Origin of the sequence: Corynebacterium meridianum, from assembly GCF_016342265.1 — a bacterium.
GTDB classification, from domain to species: domain Bacteria; phylum Actinomycetota; class Actinomycetes; order Mycobacteriales; family Mycobacteriaceae; genus Corynebacterium; species Corynebacterium meridianum.
This window is the reverse complement of the sequence record NZ_JAEIOS010000009.1, coordinates 293,294-312,292: the sequence shown is the minus strand read 5'-3', so window position 1 is coordinate 312,292 and position 18,999 is coordinate 293,294. Positions and strand designations below refer to the sequence as shown.

At 63.6% G+C, this 18,999-nt stretch carries 18 protein-coding genes; 14 read left to right on the top strand and 4 right to left on the bottom strand.

All coding sequences use genetic code 11. The features are described from left to right. The first annotated feature begins 256 nt into the window (after positions 1 to 256). The 7 genes from JDV75_RS01435 to JDV75_RS01400 all read left to right on the top strand — a co-directional run bounded on the left by JDV75_RS01435 (position 257) and on the right by JDV75_RS01400 (position 8,435). Positions 257 to 403 (top strand): hypothetical protein, encoded by a 147-nt coding sequence (locus JDV75_RS01435; RefSeq protein ID WP_198737470.1) that lies wholly within the window; start codon positions 257 to 259, stop codon positions 401 to 403. 1,024 nt (positions 404 to 1,427) lie between these two features. Beyond that, positions 1,428 to 1,802, top strand: coding sequence for a hypothetical protein (locus tag JDV75_RS01425; protein WP_198737468.1), 375 nt, complete (start codon positions 1,428 to 1,430; stop codon positions 1,800 to 1,802). Positions 1,803 to 2,042: 240 nt separating this feature from the next. Then, positions 2,043 to 2,996, top strand: coding sequence for a 5'-nucleotidase (locus JDV75_RS01420; RefSeq protein WP_198737467.1), 954 nt, complete (start codon positions 2,043 to 2,045; stop codon positions 2,994 to 2,996). A gap of 378 nt (positions 2,997 to 3,374) precedes the next feature. Next, positions 3,375 to 5,483, top strand: coding sequence for a GmrSD restriction endonuclease domain-containing protein (locus JDV75_RS01415; protein ID WP_198737466.1), 2,109 nt, complete (start codon positions 3,375 to 3,377; stop codon positions 5,481 to 5,483). Between the two features lie 199 nt (positions 5,484 to 5,682). Continuing rightward, positions 5,683 to 6,414, top strand: coding sequence for a methyltransferase domain-containing protein (locus JDV75_RS01410; protein WP_232958052.1), 732 nt, complete (start codon positions 5,683 to 5,685; stop codon positions 6,412 to 6,414). A gap of 395 nt (positions 6,415 to 6,809) precedes the next feature. Next, a complete protein-coding gene (locus JDV75_RS01405; RefSeq protein ID WP_198737465.1) occupies positions 6,810 to 8,057 on the top strand; it encodes an Nramp family divalent metal transporter in 1,248 nt (415 codons plus the stop codon). Positions 8,058 to 8,192: 135 nt separating this feature from the next. Then, positions 8,193 to 8,435 carry a hypothetical protein gene (locus JDV75_RS01400; protein WP_198737464.1) on the top strand — a complete coding sequence of 81 codons (243 nt, stop codon included), beginning with the start codon at positions 8,193 to 8,195 and terminating at the stop codon, positions 8,433 to 8,435. Between the two features lie 82 nt (positions 8,436 to 8,517). Here JDV75_RS01400 and JDV75_RS01395 read toward each other — a convergent pair whose 3' ends face one another. From JDV75_RS01395 to JDV75_RS01385, 3 genes are all read right to left on the bottom strand, one after another. After that, complete coding sequence (locus tag JDV75_RS01395) at positions 8,518 to 9,453, bottom strand: DUF808 domain-containing protein (protein WP_198737463.1); 936 nt, start codon at positions 9,451 to 9,453, stop codon at positions 8,518 to 8,520. Positions 9,454 to 9,532: 79 nt separating this feature from the next. Next, positions 9,533 to 10,546, bottom strand: a complete 1,014-nt coding sequence (locus JDV75_RS01390) for a zinc-dependent alcohol dehydrogenase family protein (RefSeq protein WP_198737462.1) — start codon at positions 10,544 to 10,546, stop codon at positions 9,533 to 9,535. Between the two features lie 31 nt (positions 10,547 to 10,577). After that, positions 10,578 to 11,003 carry a DUF3592 domain-containing protein gene (locus tag JDV75_RS01385; protein WP_198737461.1) on the bottom strand — a complete coding sequence of 142 codons (426 nt, stop codon included), beginning with the start codon at positions 11,001 to 11,003 and terminating at the stop codon, positions 10,578 to 10,580. A 128-nt stretch (positions 11,004 to 11,131) separates the two neighbouring features. Here JDV75_RS01385 and JDV75_RS01380 point away from each other — a divergent pair, with 128 nt between their 5' ends. After that, positions 11,132 to 12,109 (top strand): lactate/malate family dehydrogenase, encoded by a 978-nt coding sequence (locus JDV75_RS01380; RefSeq protein ID WP_232958051.1) that lies wholly within the window; start codon positions 11,132 to 11,134, stop codon positions 12,107 to 12,109. Here the strand turns inward: JDV75_RS01380 and JDV75_RS01375 are convergent, their stop codons facing one another. Then, on the bottom strand, positions 12,110 to 12,736 hold the full coding sequence (locus JDV75_RS01375) for a DUF4232 domain-containing protein (RefSeq protein WP_198737460.1): 627 nt from the start codon (positions 12,734 to 12,736) through the stop codon (positions 12,110 to 12,112). Positions 12,737 to 13,102: 366 nt separating this feature from the next. Here JDV75_RS01375 and JDV75_RS01370 point away from each other — a divergent pair, with 366 nt between their 5' ends. From JDV75_RS01370 to JDV75_RS01345, 6 genes are all read left to right on the top strand, one after another. Further along, positions 13,103 to 13,738, top strand: coding sequence for an ECF transporter S component (locus JDV75_RS01370; RefSeq protein WP_198737459.1), 636 nt, complete (start codon positions 13,103 to 13,105; stop codon positions 13,736 to 13,738). 3 nt (positions 13,739 to 13,741) lie between these two features. Next, positions 13,742 to 15,283 (top strand): ATP-binding cassette domain-containing protein, encoded by a 1,542-nt coding sequence (locus tag JDV75_RS01365; protein WP_198737458.1) that lies wholly within the window; start codon positions 13,742 to 13,744, stop codon positions 15,281 to 15,283. Beyond that, positions 15,276 to 16,034 carry an energy-coupling factor transporter transmembrane component T family protein gene (locus JDV75_RS01360; protein WP_198737457.1) on the top strand — a complete coding sequence of 253 codons (759 nt, stop codon included), beginning with the start codon at positions 15,276 to 15,278 and terminating at the stop codon, positions 16,032 to 16,034. The genes JDV75_RS01365 and JDV75_RS01360 overlap by 8 nt, the downstream gene beginning before the upstream one ends. Further along, positions 16,034 to 16,579, top strand: coding sequence for a nucleoside/nucleotide kinase family protein (locus tag JDV75_RS01355; RefSeq protein ID WP_198737456.1), 546 nt, complete (start codon positions 16,034 to 16,036; stop codon positions 16,577 to 16,579). Before JDV75_RS01360 ends, JDV75_RS01355 begins: the two co-directional genes overlap by 1 nt. Before the next feature lie 11 nt (positions 16,580 to 16,590). Continuing rightward, positions 16,591 to 16,995 carry an NUDIX hydrolase gene (locus JDV75_RS01350; RefSeq protein ID WP_198737455.1) on the top strand — a complete coding sequence of 135 codons (405 nt, stop codon included), beginning with the start codon at positions 16,591 to 16,593 and terminating at the stop codon, positions 16,993 to 16,995. A gap of 294 nt (positions 16,996 to 17,289) precedes the next feature. Then, positions 17,290 to 18,888 carry a peptide ABC transporter substrate-binding protein gene (locus JDV75_RS01345; protein WP_198737454.1) on the top strand — a complete coding sequence of 533 codons (1,599 nt, stop codon included), beginning with the start codon at positions 17,290 to 17,292 and terminating at the stop codon, positions 18,886 to 18,888. The last annotated feature ends 111 nt before the right edge of the window (positions 18,889 to 18,999 follow it).

The window sequence follows — 18,999 nt, the reverse complement described above, 5'->3', positions numbered from 1 at the left end:
GGTTCTTTCAGCGCGTAGCGGATCGTGGGAAGATCATGTTACGCGGGCGAAGCGGATAGTCGAATCGATGCCGGTCACAATTGTTGCGCACCTTGATAACCGCCATCTGGCCGGCTGGTGCGGTGTGTCGCGTACATCGCTAGATGATTCCCAACCGCAGGTGTGGATGGTGGCCAGAATAGTGGTGTTGCCCGCGGCGCATCGCCGACATATCAGGCAGTAGCTCCTGACGGGAACGAAGGGACGCGGGCGGATCATGAGCATCATCAATGTCTGTAATTGGGCATACATCGCGTTGCGTGAGGAGCGGGAATTCATCGAGCTGAATCGCGGGTCCACCTTCGCTGGGGTCTCGTTCGATGGTGGCGTTGGTGTTCTGCTTAGCAAGGACAAGGAGCTATGAGGCACAGTACTGCTTGAAATTGCCTGTTGACGACGCACCTTGGTGGAGTTCAAGGTTGCGCCTGTAGCTCCGAAGAAAATCTGAACTCGTTCTCACCTTGAAGCCAGCGACTCGGCACAACTGTCGCGTGACGTCCGAGTCGGTGCGCTAGTTTCAGCCAATACTGAGTCGCTGCTGGAGGACTTATGTTGTACTTGCCTGAGACTACGATTGCTACAACTCTGAGCCAGATAGAGGATAGGGACCTTGTTCTGCTGGCGATCCAGCGCGAGCGCGGATGGCGACCGGACCAGATCGTCCGGTTTTTCGACTCGTTCATGTGTGGATACCCCATCGGTTCCGTCCTGAGTTGGAAGGTCAAGCCAGAAGTCGCTAAACAGTTCAAGTTATATGGCTTTCTCAAGCGTTTCAGCGAGTTTGACAGCAGGTACAATCCGCAATTGGACCTACTGCCAACTCGCGAGGTTACCGCCATTCATGACGGTCAGCACGCCTCACGTCACTGAACATCGGCTTGCGCGGTACCTACGCCTAGAAGAAGAACTGGACCCCTGCCCGGTTCCGCAACAACTTTCCGGAGAGAACCCTCTATCTTAACCTTGCTGGCAAAGCGCCGGATAATGCGGCTGGACTTGAGTACGACTTCGTTGGTTGGAGCCTGCTCATCTGAGTTTGATGCCGGAGACTGAGAGTTACGACTGGCTTCTAGTTCCGAGGGACTATGGCTCCGCCAGCCTTATGGAGCTTCTTTTGGAACTCAGCCGCCGTGGCATTGCCAACGACAATGACGCCGCTGCGACGGCTGGTCAGCTCTGAGAGCACATCCACACTCGTAACGCAGTGCAATTCTTTGAGGAGACGGACCAAGACATCGAGCGAGTCCTCGATATTTTCATCCGTGTGAACTCCGTTGGAACGGTGTTGTTTTATAGCGACCTGCTGTTCAGCATCGCCAACGTGCAGGGGAAGGATTACGGTGTCCGTCAAGAGAGCCATACTCTCGTGAACGAGCTCAACTCTACCGGTGCTGGTTCAATTTCTCCAAGGACCTCATCTTAAAGTCGGGTTTCGTCTTTGCCGACGTTCCCACGTCGGATTCAAGGATAAGAACTTCACCACCGCCAGCATGGAGAGGCTCGCCAACAAGTGGGACGAGATCGCGGTGTCGCTTTGTGTCGCCGTCGGCCAGATCAACGACTTCGGTCTGTCTGCCCAGACCCTGTCCGCCAGCAGGATCCTGATCCCCGTCGCTTACTACCTCTACCATCGTCAGGCCGATCGGTCTTTCAGAGATGAACCCAAGAATGCCTGCGATCGTGGTACGATCAAGAGTAGCGTCTTGCGTTCACTGATCAGTCTGGGGTTCTGGCCTCGACGGACTGCTCAGGGCCATCCGTGATGTCATCGCAAAGTCCGGGCGCAACAGGTTCCCGGCTACGGAACTCGAGCAGACAATGACAGCCCGCGGCAAGTTGCTGGATGTGTCAAACCAAATTGTCGATGGGCTCTTTGGACTGCGTCACGGCGATGAGCATGCCTTGCCACTGCTCGCACTGGTGTTCGACCACCTAAACACTCGCAATCATCATCACGTAGATCACGTGTTTCCGAAGGCTCGCCTAAATGTGAAGGAGTTGGGGTGCCCTACGATCTGGAATCGAAGCTGTGTGTGGGTATCGCATCGAGTGCCCTCTTTGACCTGCGCGAGTCCTCAGATGTGTTTGAGAAGCAAGGCGAAGAAGCCTATCGTGCATTTCAAGAGGAGCGACTGGATGTCCCGCTGGCGCCCGGCAGGGCTTATCCATTCGTCAAGAGACTCCTCGGGCTCAACCGACAGGGTCTAAGCAAAGAGCCTGTGGTCGAGGTGTTTGTAATGTCTAAGAACTCGCCTGAGTCTGGGTTGCGGGTTATGCGGTCAATAAAAACGCTCGGGCTTCCGATTTCGAGAGCCATCTTTAGTTCAGGAAACAGTCCTTTCAGATATATGGACGCACTTTCAATGTCTCTCTTCTTGAGTGCCGATGAAAAAGACGTGAAGAGCGCGATCCGACGGGGGCTTCCTGCTGGAACTGTTCTTGATAGTACGATGCAAGATGATGGAAATGATGATTTGAGGATTGCTTTTGATTTTGACGGAGTTTTGTCGGATGACTCGGCTGAACAATATTATCAGCAGACTAATTTATTTGACTATCTAAAGCACGAGGACGAACTGAAGGAAAACGCTATCGGCTCCGGCCCTCTCAGTCATTTTCTAGCAGATATTAACCGCATCCAGAAATTAGAGCGTACCAAGCGGAAGCAATCTGATGCCTATACTCCCAAACTGGAAGTCTCGTTAATAACCGCTAGAAATGCTCCAGCGCATGAGCGCGCGGTGAATAGTCTTCGCCATTGGGGCGTGAGTGTGGATAATGCGTTCTTTCTCGGAGGGGTTGACAAGGGACTCATTGTCTCCGAACTGCAACCCCATATTTACTTCGATGACCAGCGGACGCATTTGGATTCAACGTCCCGTTATGTCCCCTCTGTTCATATTCCGTTCGGTGCAATTAATGACAACGGGGAGATTGATCAAGCGGCCAGCAGGTAAGCCCACCGTGTCGTGAGCCGGGCGGAACGGCTGTCGATGTATACGTTAGTTCTGTCCTAAACTCGGTGGACCTCAAGTTCAACGTCTGATTCACGCTCTACAGTCCCTGTCGCCGCTGCAGCTGATTGAAGTGGTGACAGGGGCTTTTCCGTGTCTACCAGGAAAACAGGGGCGCTATCGGGGTCGTTCACGGGAGGAGCGGTTCTACGATGGAAAATAGCTCGATCCGTGGGTCTCGGTACCTGTCTCTGGCCGATGGAACGGTAACTGTGTTCCCCGCACACGGCGGCCGTCAGATGGGCCGCCAACGGACTGATGGTTGAATGTGTTTGTCCCCGATATATCCGAGGGCACGGAAGCCCGGGTGGAAGGTAGAACATGACCGCAATCTTCAAGACCGTCCCCTGGCAGGTGGGGCAGCTCGTCAATGGTGTCAGCACGGGCCAGATTCAACTTCCGGATCTCCAACGGCCCTTCGTCTGGCCCGCGACCAAGGTTCGGGATCTCTTTGACTCGATGTACCGCGGATACCCGGTCGGTGAATTGATGTTCTGGGATGTGTCCGCGGAGGGTGAGACGCGAGGAATCAGTTCTTCCGCGCAGCTGTCCGCGAGCCATCAGATCATCGACGGTCAACAGCGGTTGACCAGTCTCTATGCGGCCATGCAGGGGCATCCTGTCCGGGACGAAGCGTACCGAAAGCGCAGAATCGTCATCTCCTTCAACCCGTTCAGCGAGAGATTTGAGGTCCGTACCCCCGCGCTGGCGAAGTCAGTGCAGTGGGTCGAGGACATCTCGACCTGCTTTACCTCGCCCATCGCCGCCCGCAAAGCTTTCCTGAAACGCTGTGAGAGTGCGGGGGTCGAACTCTCGGAGGACGAGGAGGAGCGCGTGGAGTCCGTCTTCGCACGACTCACCGAGCTCAAGAACTACCAATTCACAGTGGTGTACATCCAGAAGGACGTGGACAAGAAGCTCGTGGCGGATGTGTTCGTCCGGATCAATTCTGAGGGAGTTCGGCTGAAGGCCTACGACTACATCCTGACCTGGCTCAGTGTCTTCTGGCCGGAGGGGCGCGAACAGATCGAGGCGTTCGCGAGGAATTCGAGGATCAGCCCGCAACGAGCCTCGGAGATCGCCGGTGCTCCGGTCACCTGGACGGCCCAGAACCCCTACATCGAGATAGAGACCGGTCACGTCGTCCGCGCCCTGGTCGCGGTCGGGCAGGGGCGCGGTCGACTCCAGGATGCGTACGCTGCACTGCAGGCGAAAGACAAGACCACGGGCCAGGTCGATTCATCCCGGCAGGAAGCCGAGCTCGAGAAACTCAGGTCCGCACTTCCGGTGGTCACGAACCCGGTCAGTTGGACGGAGTATGTGCGGGCGATCAGGACGGCGGGTTTCCGTCAGTCCGCGAACCTGACGTCGAACATGAACATCATCTACTCCTATGTCGTCTTCCTTCTGGGACGAACGCGGTACCGTGTGGAACTGGCTGTCCTGAGAAATCTGATTGCCCGCTGGTTGTTCATGGCCCAGCTGACCGGCCGGTACACGGGTTCTTCGGAATCCCAGATTCAGAAGGATCTCGATCGTATCTCCACCGTTGATGAGGGGGATGCCGGAGGCTTCGTGGCGTTGCTCGACGAGATCATCGGTTCACAGCTGACCCCGGATTTCTGGGAGTACAACCTTCCGCAGAATCTCATCACCTCAGGACCGGGACTGTCCCCGCACTATCAGTGCTACCTGGCGGCCCTCAACGTGCTCGACGCGAAGATGTTCATGTTGGATGATCGCGTGGTCGATTGGATGGACCCCTCCCAACCTGCGGTCAAGGGAACCGAAGCGCACCATCTGTTCCCGCGGGCGTACCAGGAGAAGGTTCTGGGAATCACCGACATCAAGCGGATCAACCAGGCCGCCAACTTCGCTCCGACGGACTGGAACACCAACATCAGGATCGCGGATGGCCCGCCGTCGGACTATTGGCCGAAGCTCGTCGAGGAACGTTCCGTGTCTGCTCAGTGGTTGGAGAAGCAGATGTACTGGCACGCACTTCCCCGGGACTGGGAGAACATGGACTACGAGGACTTCCTCAACGAGAGGCGAATCCTCATGGCCGGGGTCACCCGCGACGCCTATCGGCTTCTTTCTGGATCAACCGTGGGAAAGACGACGGAGCGGGTTCCGCAGGTTGCCGAAACGATCGATGAGCCTTCTCTGGCAGAGTTGATAGAGTCCGGGATCCTGGCTCCCGGCGATCTTCTCGACCCTGTGGCCCCGGACTGGGTCGTCGACGCCGTCATCAATGATGACGGGATTCTGGTGATCGACGGTATGGAGCAGTTCGAGTCACTGAAAGAAGCCTCCCATTTCCTGGGCGTGACCAACATGGGTGGTCTCGTGTTTTGGGCACTTGAGACTCCTGAGGGGATCAGGCCACTCAAGGAGCTGGTGCTTGGGGCGGGTCGCTTCCAACGGTGACCTCGGTCCACGGTCTGTCCTTCCACTGATCTGGGGCGCGGAGGCGGGTTGTGGGTGAGAGACAGTCCCGGTCAAGGGTTAGCCGATCTGCACTGGGCGTCGGACACGGGGGATCGCGGTCAGGGGGTATCCCGTCTCTCCATCGCTCCTGGCGACGTCGCGTGGTTTGGTCGGGCGGCGAGACGCATAGACTTCACCCATGCAACGTTCCTCCGGCGATGGCTCTGAACCTGTGCGCTACGTCCACGGCCATGACCCCGCGACCCTCGCCTCGCACGCGGTACGAACTGCCGCGAACTCCTGCGGCTATCTCCTGCCGCACCTGAAACCGGGAATGAGTGTTCTCGACATCGGGTGCGGCCCCGGAAGCATCACTCTCGACCTTGCGGAGATCGTCGGCTCAGAGGGGCGTGTGACCGGACTCGAGAACACCGCCGAACCACTGGGTGCCGCCCGGCAGATGGCTGAGGGTCGAGGCGATTCGGGGACCCGCTTCGTGGTGGGGGATGTTCTTCAGCTTCCGTTCTCGGACGAATCGTTCGAGGTGGTGCACGCGCATCAGGTGCTCCAGCACGTCGGTGACCCCGTCAGGGCGTTGACGGAGATGCACAGGGTCTGCGCTCCGGGCGGGGTTGTCGCGGTACGGGACGCCGATTGCGCGGCGTTGTCCTGGTATCCGCACTACCCGGGGATGGAACGGTGGCGGAACACGTACCGGAAGCTCGCGAAGCGCAGCGGCGGGGAACCGGATGCGGGGCGCCGCCTTCGTACCTGGGCTCACGCCGCAGGACTCGCCGATCCCGTCATCACGACCAGCACATGGACGTACGCGGACACAGCCAGCTGCCGGTGGTGGGGCAACAGCCAGGCCGACCGCATCTCGGGGGGCGATCTTCCGTGGTCGGGCGACCGACATCCCGGGGGTCACTGACGCGGACGTTGACGAGATGGTGAGGGACTGGCGGAGCTGGGCGGACCATCCGGATTCGTGTTTCACGATGCCCCACGGCGAGATGATCGTGTTCCGCTGAGTGAACGGGATCTCTCCGTGTGGGGCGACGGGATGATGATGTGGTCGGATTCTCCTCTGGAGTCGAACCGGAACCTGACTCAGGAGCATTTCATGCAACTACCGCGATATTCCGATACCGGTCGGCGCTCCGTGCCCACGCGCTGCCGGGGGTACGCCTGATGGGACAGGAGCAGGAGCGATCGTCGCCGACATCCGGGCCATCGGTAGGCGGAGCCTGTCCGGTCGTGACTCCGTCAGTTGCCTAAGGCAATGCGTAGTTGCGGAGGGCGACTCAAAGGGAGCATGATCCAGGTATGTCGTCCAACAAAACTGCGGAATTCGGTGCACCGACAGATGGTGTGGTGAAGCGTCCGCTCATAACGCTTCTGGGGCCGGCGTTCGTCGCCGCGGTCGCCTACGTCGATCCGGGCAATGTCGCGGCGAACATCTCCGCCGGGGCGACCTACGCCTATCTGCTCGTCTGGGTGCTCGTGTTGTCCAACGCGATGGCGGTGCTGATCCAGTACCAGAGCGCCAAGCTCGGTCTGGTCACGGGGAAATCCCTCCCTGAGCTGCTGGGGGACCGGCTCGGAAAGCGGCAGCGGCTGGCGTTCTGGGGACAGGCGGAGCTCGTCGCCGCCGCGACCGATCTCGCGGAGGTCGTCGGTGGGGCGATCGCGCTGAATCTCATGTTCGATCTGCCACTCGTCGTCGGCGGGGCCATCGTCGGCGCCATCTCCATGGGGCTGCTGCTGTTCCAGAACCCTGAACACCAGCGGCACTTCGAGTTCATCATCATCGGTCTGCTGCTCATCATCACGGTCGGGTTTCTGAGTGGTCTGGTCATCAGTCCGCCGTCCGCCCCCGGGGTTCTCGGTGGTCTGGTGCCTCGTTTCGCGGACACCAACTCGGTGCTGTTGGCGGCGTCGATGCTGGGGGCGACCGTCATGCCGCACGCCATCTACCTGCATTCCAGCCTGGTCAACCACCGGTTCCCGAAACTCGGGCGTGATCTGCCGAGACTGCTGAAGGCGACGAAGCACGATGTCGTGTGGGCACTGGTTCTCGCCGGCACCATCAACATCGCCCTACTGCTGCTGGCGGCGTCGGCACTCGGTGGGGTCCCCGGAACCGACAGCATCGAGGGCGCGCACCACGCCATTGAACAGGCGCTGGGCCCGGTGATCGGTGTCATCTTCGCCATCGGGTTGCTCGCCTCCGGCCTGGCGTCCACCTCTGTCGGCGCCTACGCCGGTTCGGAGATCATGGCCGGTCTGCTGCACATCCGGGTTCCGCTGGTCCTCCGCCGGGCGATCACCCTGATTCCCGCACTGCTGATCCTCTGGCTCTACCCGGACCCGAGCTGGGCACTGGTGCTCTCGCAGGTCGCGCTGTCCTTCGGTATCCCCTTCGCGATCATCCCGCTGGCGCGTATGACCTCCAAGCGGGAGCTGATGGGGCAGTGGCGGGACAACATGTGGGTGCGGTCCGCGATGATCGCGATCTCGGTGGCGATCGTGGCCCTCAACTTCCTGCTCATCTACCTGACGTTCGTCCAGTAGACCGAGCGGGCGATACAGTGCGGGAACGCCCTGCGAACGTGACGTATCATCGGAGTTCCGCGGCCGGAGGTCAACCGGCCGCCACGTTGACCGGCCCGTCACGGGCCCACTGAAAACACAGGAGAAAAACACACCATGTTCGGTGCCACCGTCACCTTCACCGTCCTCGCCATCTGCACGGCCGTCTCCGGGTTCTTCACCTGGGAGCGCAACAAGGGGGTGTCCCTCCTGCTCGGCGGAGCGACCGTCATTCTTTCCTCGATCGCCCTGATCCTGGCGTTCGTCGGCGCGGTCGTCGGATTCTTCAAGATCCTGCCGATCCTGCTGCTCCTCGCAGGCTGCTACATCCTCTACCGCCGACTCAGCTCAGCCGGCTAGATTTCCCGCGCGGTGATCCCGCGCGACAGTGGAGGCTCCGATCCCGGACAACGGGGTCCGGAGCCTTTCTCGTGCCGGTGGATCAGTGTTTCTTCCCACGGAACGGAAGATTGTGGATGATCCCGAACACGATCGCGCCCCAGGCCAGGCCGAGAACCATGGAGAAGAACGTGTTGACGATCCATGCCGCGGCGCCGCCGACGCCCGACCAGCCGCGCACGGCCTCCTCCAGGTGGTGCACGAACCCATAGGGTGCGTGGAGCCCGAACTCGTCGATGCCGACGAGGATGATGTGCCCGCCGACCCACAGCATCGCGAAGGTGCCGATCACGGCGATGAGGTCCAGGGCCTTCGGCATGGCGGAGACCAGCGCCCGGCCGAACCTCTTCGAACGGCGGCTGGGGCGTTTCGCCAGCTTCAGGCCGACGTCATCCATCTTGATGAGGACGGCCACCGCCCCGTAGACGAGGGCCGTGATGAACAGGGCGACGATGATCAGCACGGAGGTCCGGGTCCAGAACGGTTCGGTCGCGACCTCGTTGAGGGAGATCACCATGATCTCCGCGCTGAGAATGAGGTCCGTGGTGATCGCGCCCTTCACCAACCGGTCCTCCGCGTCCGGACCGGATTCGCGGACCGGGGTGTCGTGGCCCCCACCGGAACCGAAGAACTTCTCCCACACCTTCTCCGCTCCCTCGTAGCAGAGGTAGGTGCCGCCGAGCATCAGGATGGGGGTGAGCACCCAGGGCGCCACCGCGCTGAGCAGCAGCGCCAGCGGAAGGATGATGACGAGTTTGTTGAACAGAGAGCCCTTGGTGATCCGCCAGATGATTGGCAGTTCCCTGGCCGGACGCACCCCCTGGACGAAGCGCGGGGTCACCGCGGCATCGTCGACGACGACCCCGGCGGCTTTCGCGCTGGTACGACCGGCCGCGGCCGCGACATCGTCGACGCTGGCCGCGGCCGTCCGGGCGATGAGGGCCACATCGTCGAGGAGGGCCGCCAGTCCGCCGGCCATCAGAGGGCCCGCGGTCGGTCAGTCAGCTGTGCATGCATGGGCACAGTATTACTGATGCACGCCGCCACCGGCGAATGCGTCAGGTCCACAGCAGTGCCTTGACCGTCCGCCGCTGATCCATCGCGGCGTATGCGTCGGACACCCGGTCCAGCGGGTAGTGATCCGTGAACACCGCGCCGGGGTCGATCTCCCGGTTCCACACGAGGGGCAGGAGCTCGTCGAGGTAGGCCCGTACAGGTGCGACCCCGCCACGGATCCCCTTGTTCCTCCAGAAGAGCCGCTCCGCCTCGAGCCCTCCGTGCGGCAGCCCGACCAGGCCGACCATTCCGCCGGGCCGTACGGAGTCGACGGCCTGGCGGCGTGCGTCCTCGGAGCCGACGCACTCGAGGGCGCGGTCGGAGCCGATGCCGTCGGTGAGGGCCCTGACCGCCGCCACGCCCTCGTCACCGCGTTCGGCGATGATGTCGGTCGCGCCGAAGCGGTGGGCGAGATCCTGCCGGTCGGCGTGCCGGGACATCGCGATGATGCGTTCCGCCCCGAGCTGTTTCGCGGCGATGACGCCGCACAGTCCCACGGCGCCGTCGCCGACGACCACCACCGAATCCCCGCCACCGACACCCGCGGAGATCGCGGCGTGCCACCCGGTGCACATCACGTCGGACAGTGTCAGCAGCGAGGGGATCAGGTCGCGGTCCGGAGCACCCGGTGTCGCCACGAGGGTGCCGTCCGCCAGCGGTACCCGGATCAGCTCGGCCTGGCAGCCGTCGTATCCGCCGCCCCGTGGACAGTTCGCGTGCATCCCGGCGTGGCAGGTCGGGCAGTCGTTGCACGAGTAGAGGAACCCGCCCACGACGAAGTCGCCGGGGGAGACCGTGGACACCGCTGAGCCGACCTCCTCGACGATCCCGACGTACTCGTGGCCGATGGGGTTCGGCTCCGGGATGTCGTTGTCTCCCCGGTACGGCCAGAGGTCTGACCCGCAGACACAGGTGGCGACCGTGCGGACGATTGCGTCGGTCGGTTCCGAGATGACCGGGTCGGGGCGGGTCTCCAGCCGGATGTCGCCGGGTGCGTGGATCATGGTTGCCTTCATGGCACGCAATGGTACGTGGCGGATTTCCCGGCTATCGCAGTGTGGCCTCGGTGCCGAGCACGACACCCGCCATGATGAGCGCCAGTCCTCCGACAGCGAGAAACGTGACGACGAAGAAGAAGGGGTCGACCGTCGGGGGCCGGCGGACGTCACCGGTGCCGTGCTTCGTGATGAACAGGTCGACCCGTTGGCCGACCTGTTCCCGGGCGAAGGAGGTGTGGTGCGGGTCGGTCCACTGGTGGAGGCCGCCGTCGGGGCCCGTGAAGGTGATCACCGCACACCGGAACGGGTCATCGGCGGGCGTGCCGGGCCGCGGTACCGCATCGATGATGGTGCCCTCGGTGCGGTACCAGCTCCGTCGCAGCCGGATGCGGCGGAAGACGAGACCTGCGGCGACGGCGATTCCGAGCAACCCGATACCGAGGAGTACCGCTGCGTCGAGAAGTCCACTGGCCATGTCTGAAGAACCTACCCTCGCGGAGAGTTTGGCGGTACCGTCGGAGGTGCACAAATGGAGATGCGCTGTGGTGCCACCCTGTCCACCGGATCTCCTTCTGACGACCTGACACCCGAGGGGTTGGATACATGAACACACACGTGAACAAACTCGTCATCGTCGGACTGGGGCACGTCGGCTCCTATGTCCTCGCGGATGCGGTCGCATCCGGACTCTACGGCGAGATCGCGCTGATCGACACCGCCGACGGGGTGGCGCTCGGTGAGGCCCTGGACCAGCATCACGCGACCGCGCTCAATACGAGGGTCAACGTCGATGTCCACGCCGGTGACTACGGCGACTGCGCGGACGCCGACGTCATCATCGTCGCGGCGGGCCCGTCGATCGTCCCCTCGGAGGAGAACAGGGTGCCGGATCGCGCCGAGCTCGCGAAGACGAACGCCGCGGTGATCCGCCAGGTGATGGGCGACATCGCCGCGGTGACGCTCGATCCGGTCGTCATCGTGATCACCAACCCCTGCGACACGATGGCCCACATAGCGGCGACGGAGTTCGGATTTCCCCTCGGGCGGGTCTTCGGTACCGGAACGATGCTGGATTCGGCACGGATGCGGCGGCTCATCGCGGATCGCCACGGTATCGACCCGAGTTCCGTGCACGGACTGATGCTCGGGGAACACGGCCTGTCCGCTGTCCCGGCATTGAGCCTGGTCTCCGTGGCTGGTGTGCCGAATTCCGGACTCGGTGACGCGTTCGGCGGTGATCCCTATGAGCTGGATGAACTCGCCCATGATGTCGTCAGGGCGGCCTACGACGTCTTCAACGCCAAGGGCTGGACGAACGCCGGAGTGGCGCAGTCCGCGATCGTGATGGCGCGGGCTGTGCTGCTCGACGAGCGCGCCGTGTACCCCGCGACGTATCCCCTGGACGGCGAGTACGGACTTCGCGACGTCTCCGTCTCGCTGCCGTGTGTGATCGGTAGAGGAGGCGTCGTACGTCGTGTGGCTCCCCAGCTCACCGATGAGGAGGAGGCGCTGTTGCGGACGTCGGTGGAGGCGGTGCGGCAGGCCATGTCCGATGCGGGATGCGGGGCGAAGGTGGAGTGATCAGCCCGCGCTGACCCCGGTCACGGTTATCGTGGGGACCCGTTCGGAACCGCAGGTTGGTTGGCTCACCGGGATCGTCAGCCAACCGGTGTCGTTCGGTGGATAGATCTTGATCTGCTGGGCGCGTTCGGTGGGCTGGCAGACCTCGGCCTCGTAGGCGTACGGCTGGCTGAATCTCGTGGAGAAGACCGCCGATGAGCCGTTTTCCAGCCGGACGGGGGTCCCCTTCGCCCCGATTTCCCTGTCAGCTGCCGCTCCCACCTGGTTCCCTGCGGCGTCGATGAGGGATACCCCGGGGTAACCGGACAGGGAGCACGGGTCACCGGTGTTGGTCAGTCGGATCGAGTAGAAGGTGTGGCCTGCACCGGCGCTGGTGGAGTCGACGGTCGCGTCGAGCTGTTCTGCGGGACAGGTGCGTGAGGGGTCCTTCGGTAACGGTTGCGATGGCGTGGTTCCGGTGGCATCCGCGGGGCTGCTTCCGATGCCCGAGGTGCCCGCGAGCGTCACTTCGGAATGGTTGTGGTCGGCGCAGCCGGTGCTCAGGGCGGAGACGGCGGCGAAGCATGCCAGTAATGCCGCGGTGGGTCTGCCAGCGCGGGCCATCCGTCCGTGCAGCAGATCGCCCATGGGGCCACTGGTTCTGCTGTGACTGCTGTGATTCATCATCACTTCAGGATAGCCGCAAACCCCCGGTGCGGGAATCTCGGGCGCGGGGAAGCCCGTTCACCGGTCCCGGATGGAACAGTCAACCGGGTTCCGGTACCCCGATGCATTCTTTCGGGGGTGGTCGCCGGGATAGTCGCGAAAATGGCGGCGGCATCGCCGCCTCGCGTCCACCCGGGGCGGTCTGTATCATTGGCCCGGTCCCACGGGTGTCCGAGCGTGAATCGGGCTGAGACGTCGGTTGACCGCGAGATGTTCGAGCCCGCGGCGCACCGATGACCGTAACAACCTGATCCGGGTAATGCCGGCGCTAGGGAGATGAGGAAAACAATGAGCACTTCTGTGCCCGAAACCCGCACACCGATCACGGTCACCGCACCGTCAAAGAAGAGTTGGCGGGTGATCGACATCATCGCACTCGCAGTCCTGGGGGTCGCCGCAGGCCTCGTGTTCTGGGTCTACAACGGCCCCGGCGGCGCCTTCTACGAATCGATCAGCGCCGTCACCCCGGGGTTCGGTGGCCTCGCCGTCGGCCCCTGGCTGTTCGCGGGTGTCCTCGGTGGCCTGGTGATCCGCAAGCCGGGAGCCGCGCTTCTGTGTGAGGTCATCGCCGCCTCCGTCTCCGCGGGACTCGGCAACCAGTGGGGGATAAGCACCCTCTACTCCGGTATCGCGCAGGGCCTCGGCGCGGAGATCATCCTCGCGGTCTTCCTCTACCACCGCTTCGGACCGGTCGTCGCCGCGCTCGCCGGTGCCGGAGCGGGCGCCGGCGCATGGGTTCTCGAGGGATTCCTCTCCGGCAACTTCGGAAAGTCGACCGAATTCCAGGTCACCTACCTCGCCACACTCCTTGTCTCCGGCGCGGTCATCGCCGGCATCTGTTCCTGGCTCCTCGTCCGTGCACTGGCTGCTACCGGTGCGCTGGACCGCTTCGCCGCCGGGCGTGAACGCCAGCGGCAGGTCTAGACCGTGGCACCGGACCCCTCGACCGGTGCCGGTCCCCGGGGAGCGGAGGTCCGCGCGACCGGTTTCGGTTGGCGGCACGCCGGGCGTCTGCACCCCACCATCTCCGATCTCGACCTGGACATCGAACCGGGCCAGCGCATTCTGTTGCTCGGGGAGTCCGGATCCGGGAAATCCACTCTCCTCGCCGCGATCGCAGGCGTCCTCGGCGGTGATGATGAGGGGGACCGTCAGGGAACACTCCTGGTCGACGGGTGTCCGCCCGAACGGGCCCGCGGAGTCGTCGGGATGGTTCTGCAGGACCCGGATTCCCAGGTCATCTCATCCCGGGTGGGCGACGATGTCGCCTTCGGCTGTGAGAACCTGGGCATCGGGCGCGAGGAGATCTGGCGTCGCGTCGCCCGTGCGCTGGAGATGGTCGGACTCGATCTCCCACTGGATCACCCGACCGCGGAATTGTCCGGCGGCCAGAAGCAACGCCTCGCCCTCGCCGGCGTCATCGCCATGGGCGCGCGCCTGATCCTGCTCGACGAGCCCACCGCGAACCTCGACCCCGACGGCGTCGCCGAGGTCCGGGACGCAGTCGACCGCGTCGTGCGGGAGACGGGAGCCACCCTCATCGTTGTCGAACACCGGGTGGAGATCTGGTCCGGTGTCGTCGACCGCGCACTCGTACTCGGCACCGCCGACCGCGGTCTGATCGCCGCCGGACCACTCGACGACGTGATCGCCGCAGAGGGTGCCCACCTTGCGGAGAACGGGGTCTGGGTCCCCGGAATACCCCTGGACCTTTCTTCCGCGGATCCCGTGGACGGCATCGACCTCGTTCCCGCGCTCAGCGCGGAGAAACTCACCGTCGGGTGGGAGGAGGGCCGGCCTGTGGGGGAGTCCCACGACCTGATCCTCCCGGAAGGTCGGTCCACTGTGGTCACCGGACCGAACGGTGCCGGAAAGTCCACCCTCGCGCTCACGCTGGCGGGCCTGCTCGACCCCCTCGGAGGAACCGTCCACGCCGGCGAGCGCGTCGCCGCGGGACTGTCGGGTGGGCCGCACTCCTGGCCGTCCCGCGATCTGGCGACCCGCATCGGATTCGTGTTCCAGGATCCGGAACACCAGTTCGTCGCCCGGACGGTCCGCTCGGAACTGTTGATCGGTCCGGCCGTCACCGCAGGCGGGCGCGGTCGTCTCGGACTGTGGCGTCGACTCACCGGACGCGCACCCGCGGACGCGGTCACCGCCGCCGACAGGGAGCGGGTGGATGAGCTCCTCGTACGCCTGCGCCTCGACCATCTCGCGGAGGCCAATCCGTTCTCCCTCTCCGGCGGGCAAAAACGCCGGTTGAGCGTGGCCACCGCGCTCGTCACCACCCCGTCGGTCCTCATCCTCGACGAACCGACCTTCGGGCAGGACCGCCGGACATTCACCGAGCTGGTGCTGCTGCTGCGCGGGCTCGTCGATTCAGGGGTGACTCTGGCGTCGATCACCCACGACCGGCTGTTCGCGGGGGCTCTCGGGGACCACAGGATAGAGGTGGGGAAACATGCCTGATCTCCTCGCGCGCACCAACCCGGTGGCCCGGATCGCGGGACTCGCCCTTCTGACCACGCCGTTGCTGCTGTCGATCGACGTCGTGTCCGCCGCCTGCTGCCTCGGTGCCATCCTCATCGCACTTCCGTTCACCGGGACGGAGATCCGGAGGCTGCCGATTCGTGCGTGGCCGCTGTTTCTGGCGGCACCGCTGTCGGGGATCTCGATGGTGCTGTACGGCCGACCGGAGGGCACGGAGTACCTCTCCTACGGTTGGATCCACGTGACGGACAATTCGATTCAGCTCGCGCTGGCGATCATGGTCCGCATCTTCGCCATCGGCCTGCCCGCCATCGTGATGATCGGGAGGACCGACCCGACGGATCTCGGGGACAGTCTCGCGCAGATCTGGCACCTGCCGGCGAAGTTCGTCATCGGCACGGTCGCCGGAGTCCGTCTGGCAACCCTGTTCAGACGCGACTGGCAGGCGATGGGGAGGGCCCGACGGTCCCGGGGGTTGGCCGACGACGGTCGCATCGCCCGTGGTGTGACCATGCTCTTCGGTCTCCTCGTCCTTGCACTGCGACGCGGAGCCAAGCTGGCCACCGCCATGGAGGCCCGGGCCTTCGGCGCGGAGATCACCCGCACCTGGGCGAGACCCACCCGTCTGCACCCGCGGGACTGGGTCCTGATGGGCGGCTGTCTCGCGGTCTCCCTGCTGTCGTTGGGCGTCGCGGTCGCCACCGGTGACTTCCGTTTCCTGGGGGTCTGATGGACAGGACCGTGTCCTTCGATGTCGCGGTGGATGTGCTCGCCGACGCCTGCGCCCGGGGCGCCCGCACGATACTCATCGGCGGACGGTCGGGCTCCGGAAAGACGACGCTCGCCCGGGCGGTCGCGGAGCGGACGGGCCACAGGGTGGTGCACCTCGACGATTTCTATCCCGGTTGGGGTGGACTGGCTGAGGGGAGTCGGATGGTGGCCCGCGATGTGCTCGCACCGGTGAATCCCGGATTCACCCGGTGGGACTGGGAAAACAACCGGTCCGGTGGGTGGGTCCCACTCGATCCGTCCGAGGTTCTCATCGTCGAGGGAGTGGGAACGCTGACCCCGGAGAATCTCCGGGCTGCGCGAAGGCGGGGCCGCAGCGTCACCGCCCGAGTCGAGCTCAGGGCGACTGAACGCAGGGAGCGTGCCCTGGCCCGGGACCCGGGGTTCGTCGCATGGTGGGACCACTGGGCGAACCAGGAGGAACGCCATGCCGCGGATCCCGCCAACGTCCTGTCAGCCGTCGATCTCGTCGTCACCGGCGGATAGGATCAGGCGTCATGACAGTCATCCGGATCGCAGCCGTCGTACTCCGCAACACTGACGGAGGCATCCTCAGCGTGCGCAAGCGGGGAACCGGCGCGTTCATGATGCCGGGCGGGAAGCTTGAAGCGGGGGAGACCGGTAGACAGGCGGCGGTCCGGGAGATCTCCGAGGAACTCGGTCTCGACCTGGACGGGTCGACGCTGTCGTTCCTAGGAAGATTCAGCGCGCCGGCGGCGAATGAGGCCGGATGCAGCGTCGACTGTGACGTATTCGTCCATCCTCACCCTGTGCACGGGCTGCCCGAGGTGCGGGCCGAGATCGAGGAGGCGCGTTTCTTTCCGGTCGATTCGACGGCGTCTTCGCTGGCTCCGCTGAGCCGGGATGTCGTGTTCCCGGCCCTCCGTTTAACCGCGGGCTAACTGAATCTCTGGGTTTTCTGTCAGGTTCACATCACCTGAATTTCACCTGAGTTCCAGTAACGATTCGGTAACGTGTCAGACCTTTCGGGCGGACCTTCGATCGTCAAAGGTGCAGGTACAGCGAGTTTCAGGGGGGATGGTGCGACTGTAGCGGATTGCCGATATGACACAGGCGGGTCGGTCTCTCGATAATTGAGGTGGGTCACAGTTAAGATGACCCACAGTGAAACACGCAGTTGACAACGAGACAACACAACTGTCGGGTTCCCGTTCACCCTACTGGAGGTCCCCCGCATGACTCTTAAGAAAACCATCGCCGCGATGACCGCGGCCGCACTCGCCGTGTCCGTGTCCGCCTGTTCGTCCGATTCCGAGGGTGGGAGCGGCGCGAGCGGCGGTTCGGGTGGCAGCAACTACATCACGGCCTGGGGCTCCGAGCCGCAGAACCCGCTGGTGCCGCAGAACACCAACGAGACCGGTGGCGGGCGCATCGTCGAGAGCATCTTCGCGGGCCTCGCGTACTACGACGCGGAGGGCAAGGTCCACAACGAGCTCGCCGAATCCATCACCCCGGAGGACGGCAACAAGAAGTTCGTCATCAAGATCAAGGAGGGGGAGACCTTCTCCGACGGTTCCCCGGTCACGTCTAAGAGCTTCGTCGACGCCTGGAACTACGCCGTCGAGAACGAGACCCTGTCAAGCTACTTCTTCGAGCCCATCGAGGGCTACGAGGAGGGCAAGCCGCTGACAGGCCTGGAGATCAACGACGAGCACACATTCACGGTCACCCTGGCGCAGCCGGAAGCCGACTTCCCGCTGCGCCTCGGCTACTCCGCCTTCTACCCGCTGCCGGACGTGGCGTTCGACGACATGGACGCCTTCGGCCAGGAGCCGATCGGCAACGGCCCCTACAAGGTCGCGAAGTGGGCCCACAACGATTCCCTGACCATGGTCCCGAACGAGGACTACGACGGTGGCCGGAAGGTGCAGAACGACGGCATCGAGTTCATCTTCTACCCGAAGCAGGACGCGGCCTACGTCGCACTGCTGGACGGCAACCTCGACGTCCTGGACGCTATCCCGGACTCCGCCTTCGCCAACTACAAGGACGAACTCGACGGTCGCTGGGCGAACCAGCCCTCCGCCGTCTTCCAGTCCTTCACCATCCCGCAGAAGCTCGAGCACTTCAACGGCGAGGAAGGCCAGCTGCGACGCGAGGCGATCTCCATGTCCGTCAACCGCGAGGAGATCACGGACAAGATCTTCGACGGCACGCGTACCCCCGCCACGGACTTCTCCTCCCCGGTCATCGACGGCCACAGCGACTCCCTGAAGGGCGCCGAGGTTCTCGAGTACAACCCGGAGAAGGCCAAGGAACTGTGGGACAAGGCCGACGCCATCTCCCCGTGGACCGGACAGTTCACCATCTCCTACAACGCCGACGGCGGGCACCAGGCCTGGGTCGATGCGGTGGCGAACTCCATCAAGAACACGCTCGGCATCGACGCCGTCGGCAACCCGTACCCGGACTTCAAGTCCCTGCGTGACGACGTGACCAACCGCACCATCTCCGGCGCTTTCCGGACCGGTTGGCAGGCCGACTACCCGTCCGTGGGTAACTTCCTCGCCCCGGTATACGCCACCGGTGCCGGTTCCAACGACGGCGACTACTCGTCGAAGGCCTTCGACGACAAGCTGAGCCAGGCCGCCGGCGCATCCGACGTCGACGAGGCCACCAAGCTCTACAACGAGGCGCAGGAGATCCTGCTGCAGGATCTGCCCGTCATCCCGCTGTGGTACTCGAACGTCACGGCCGGCTGGTCCTCTGAGGTCGACAACGTCGAGTTCGGCTGGAACTCGCAGCCGATCTACTACGGGATCACCAAGAAGTAGGGCCCTGACGCCGGGTGATCCCGGCGTCAACGCTCCACCGTCGGGGCGACCCGTCCGGTGAGGGATCTCATGGTCCGGCGGCCGGGGTGTCCGACACTCCCCGGTGTACCG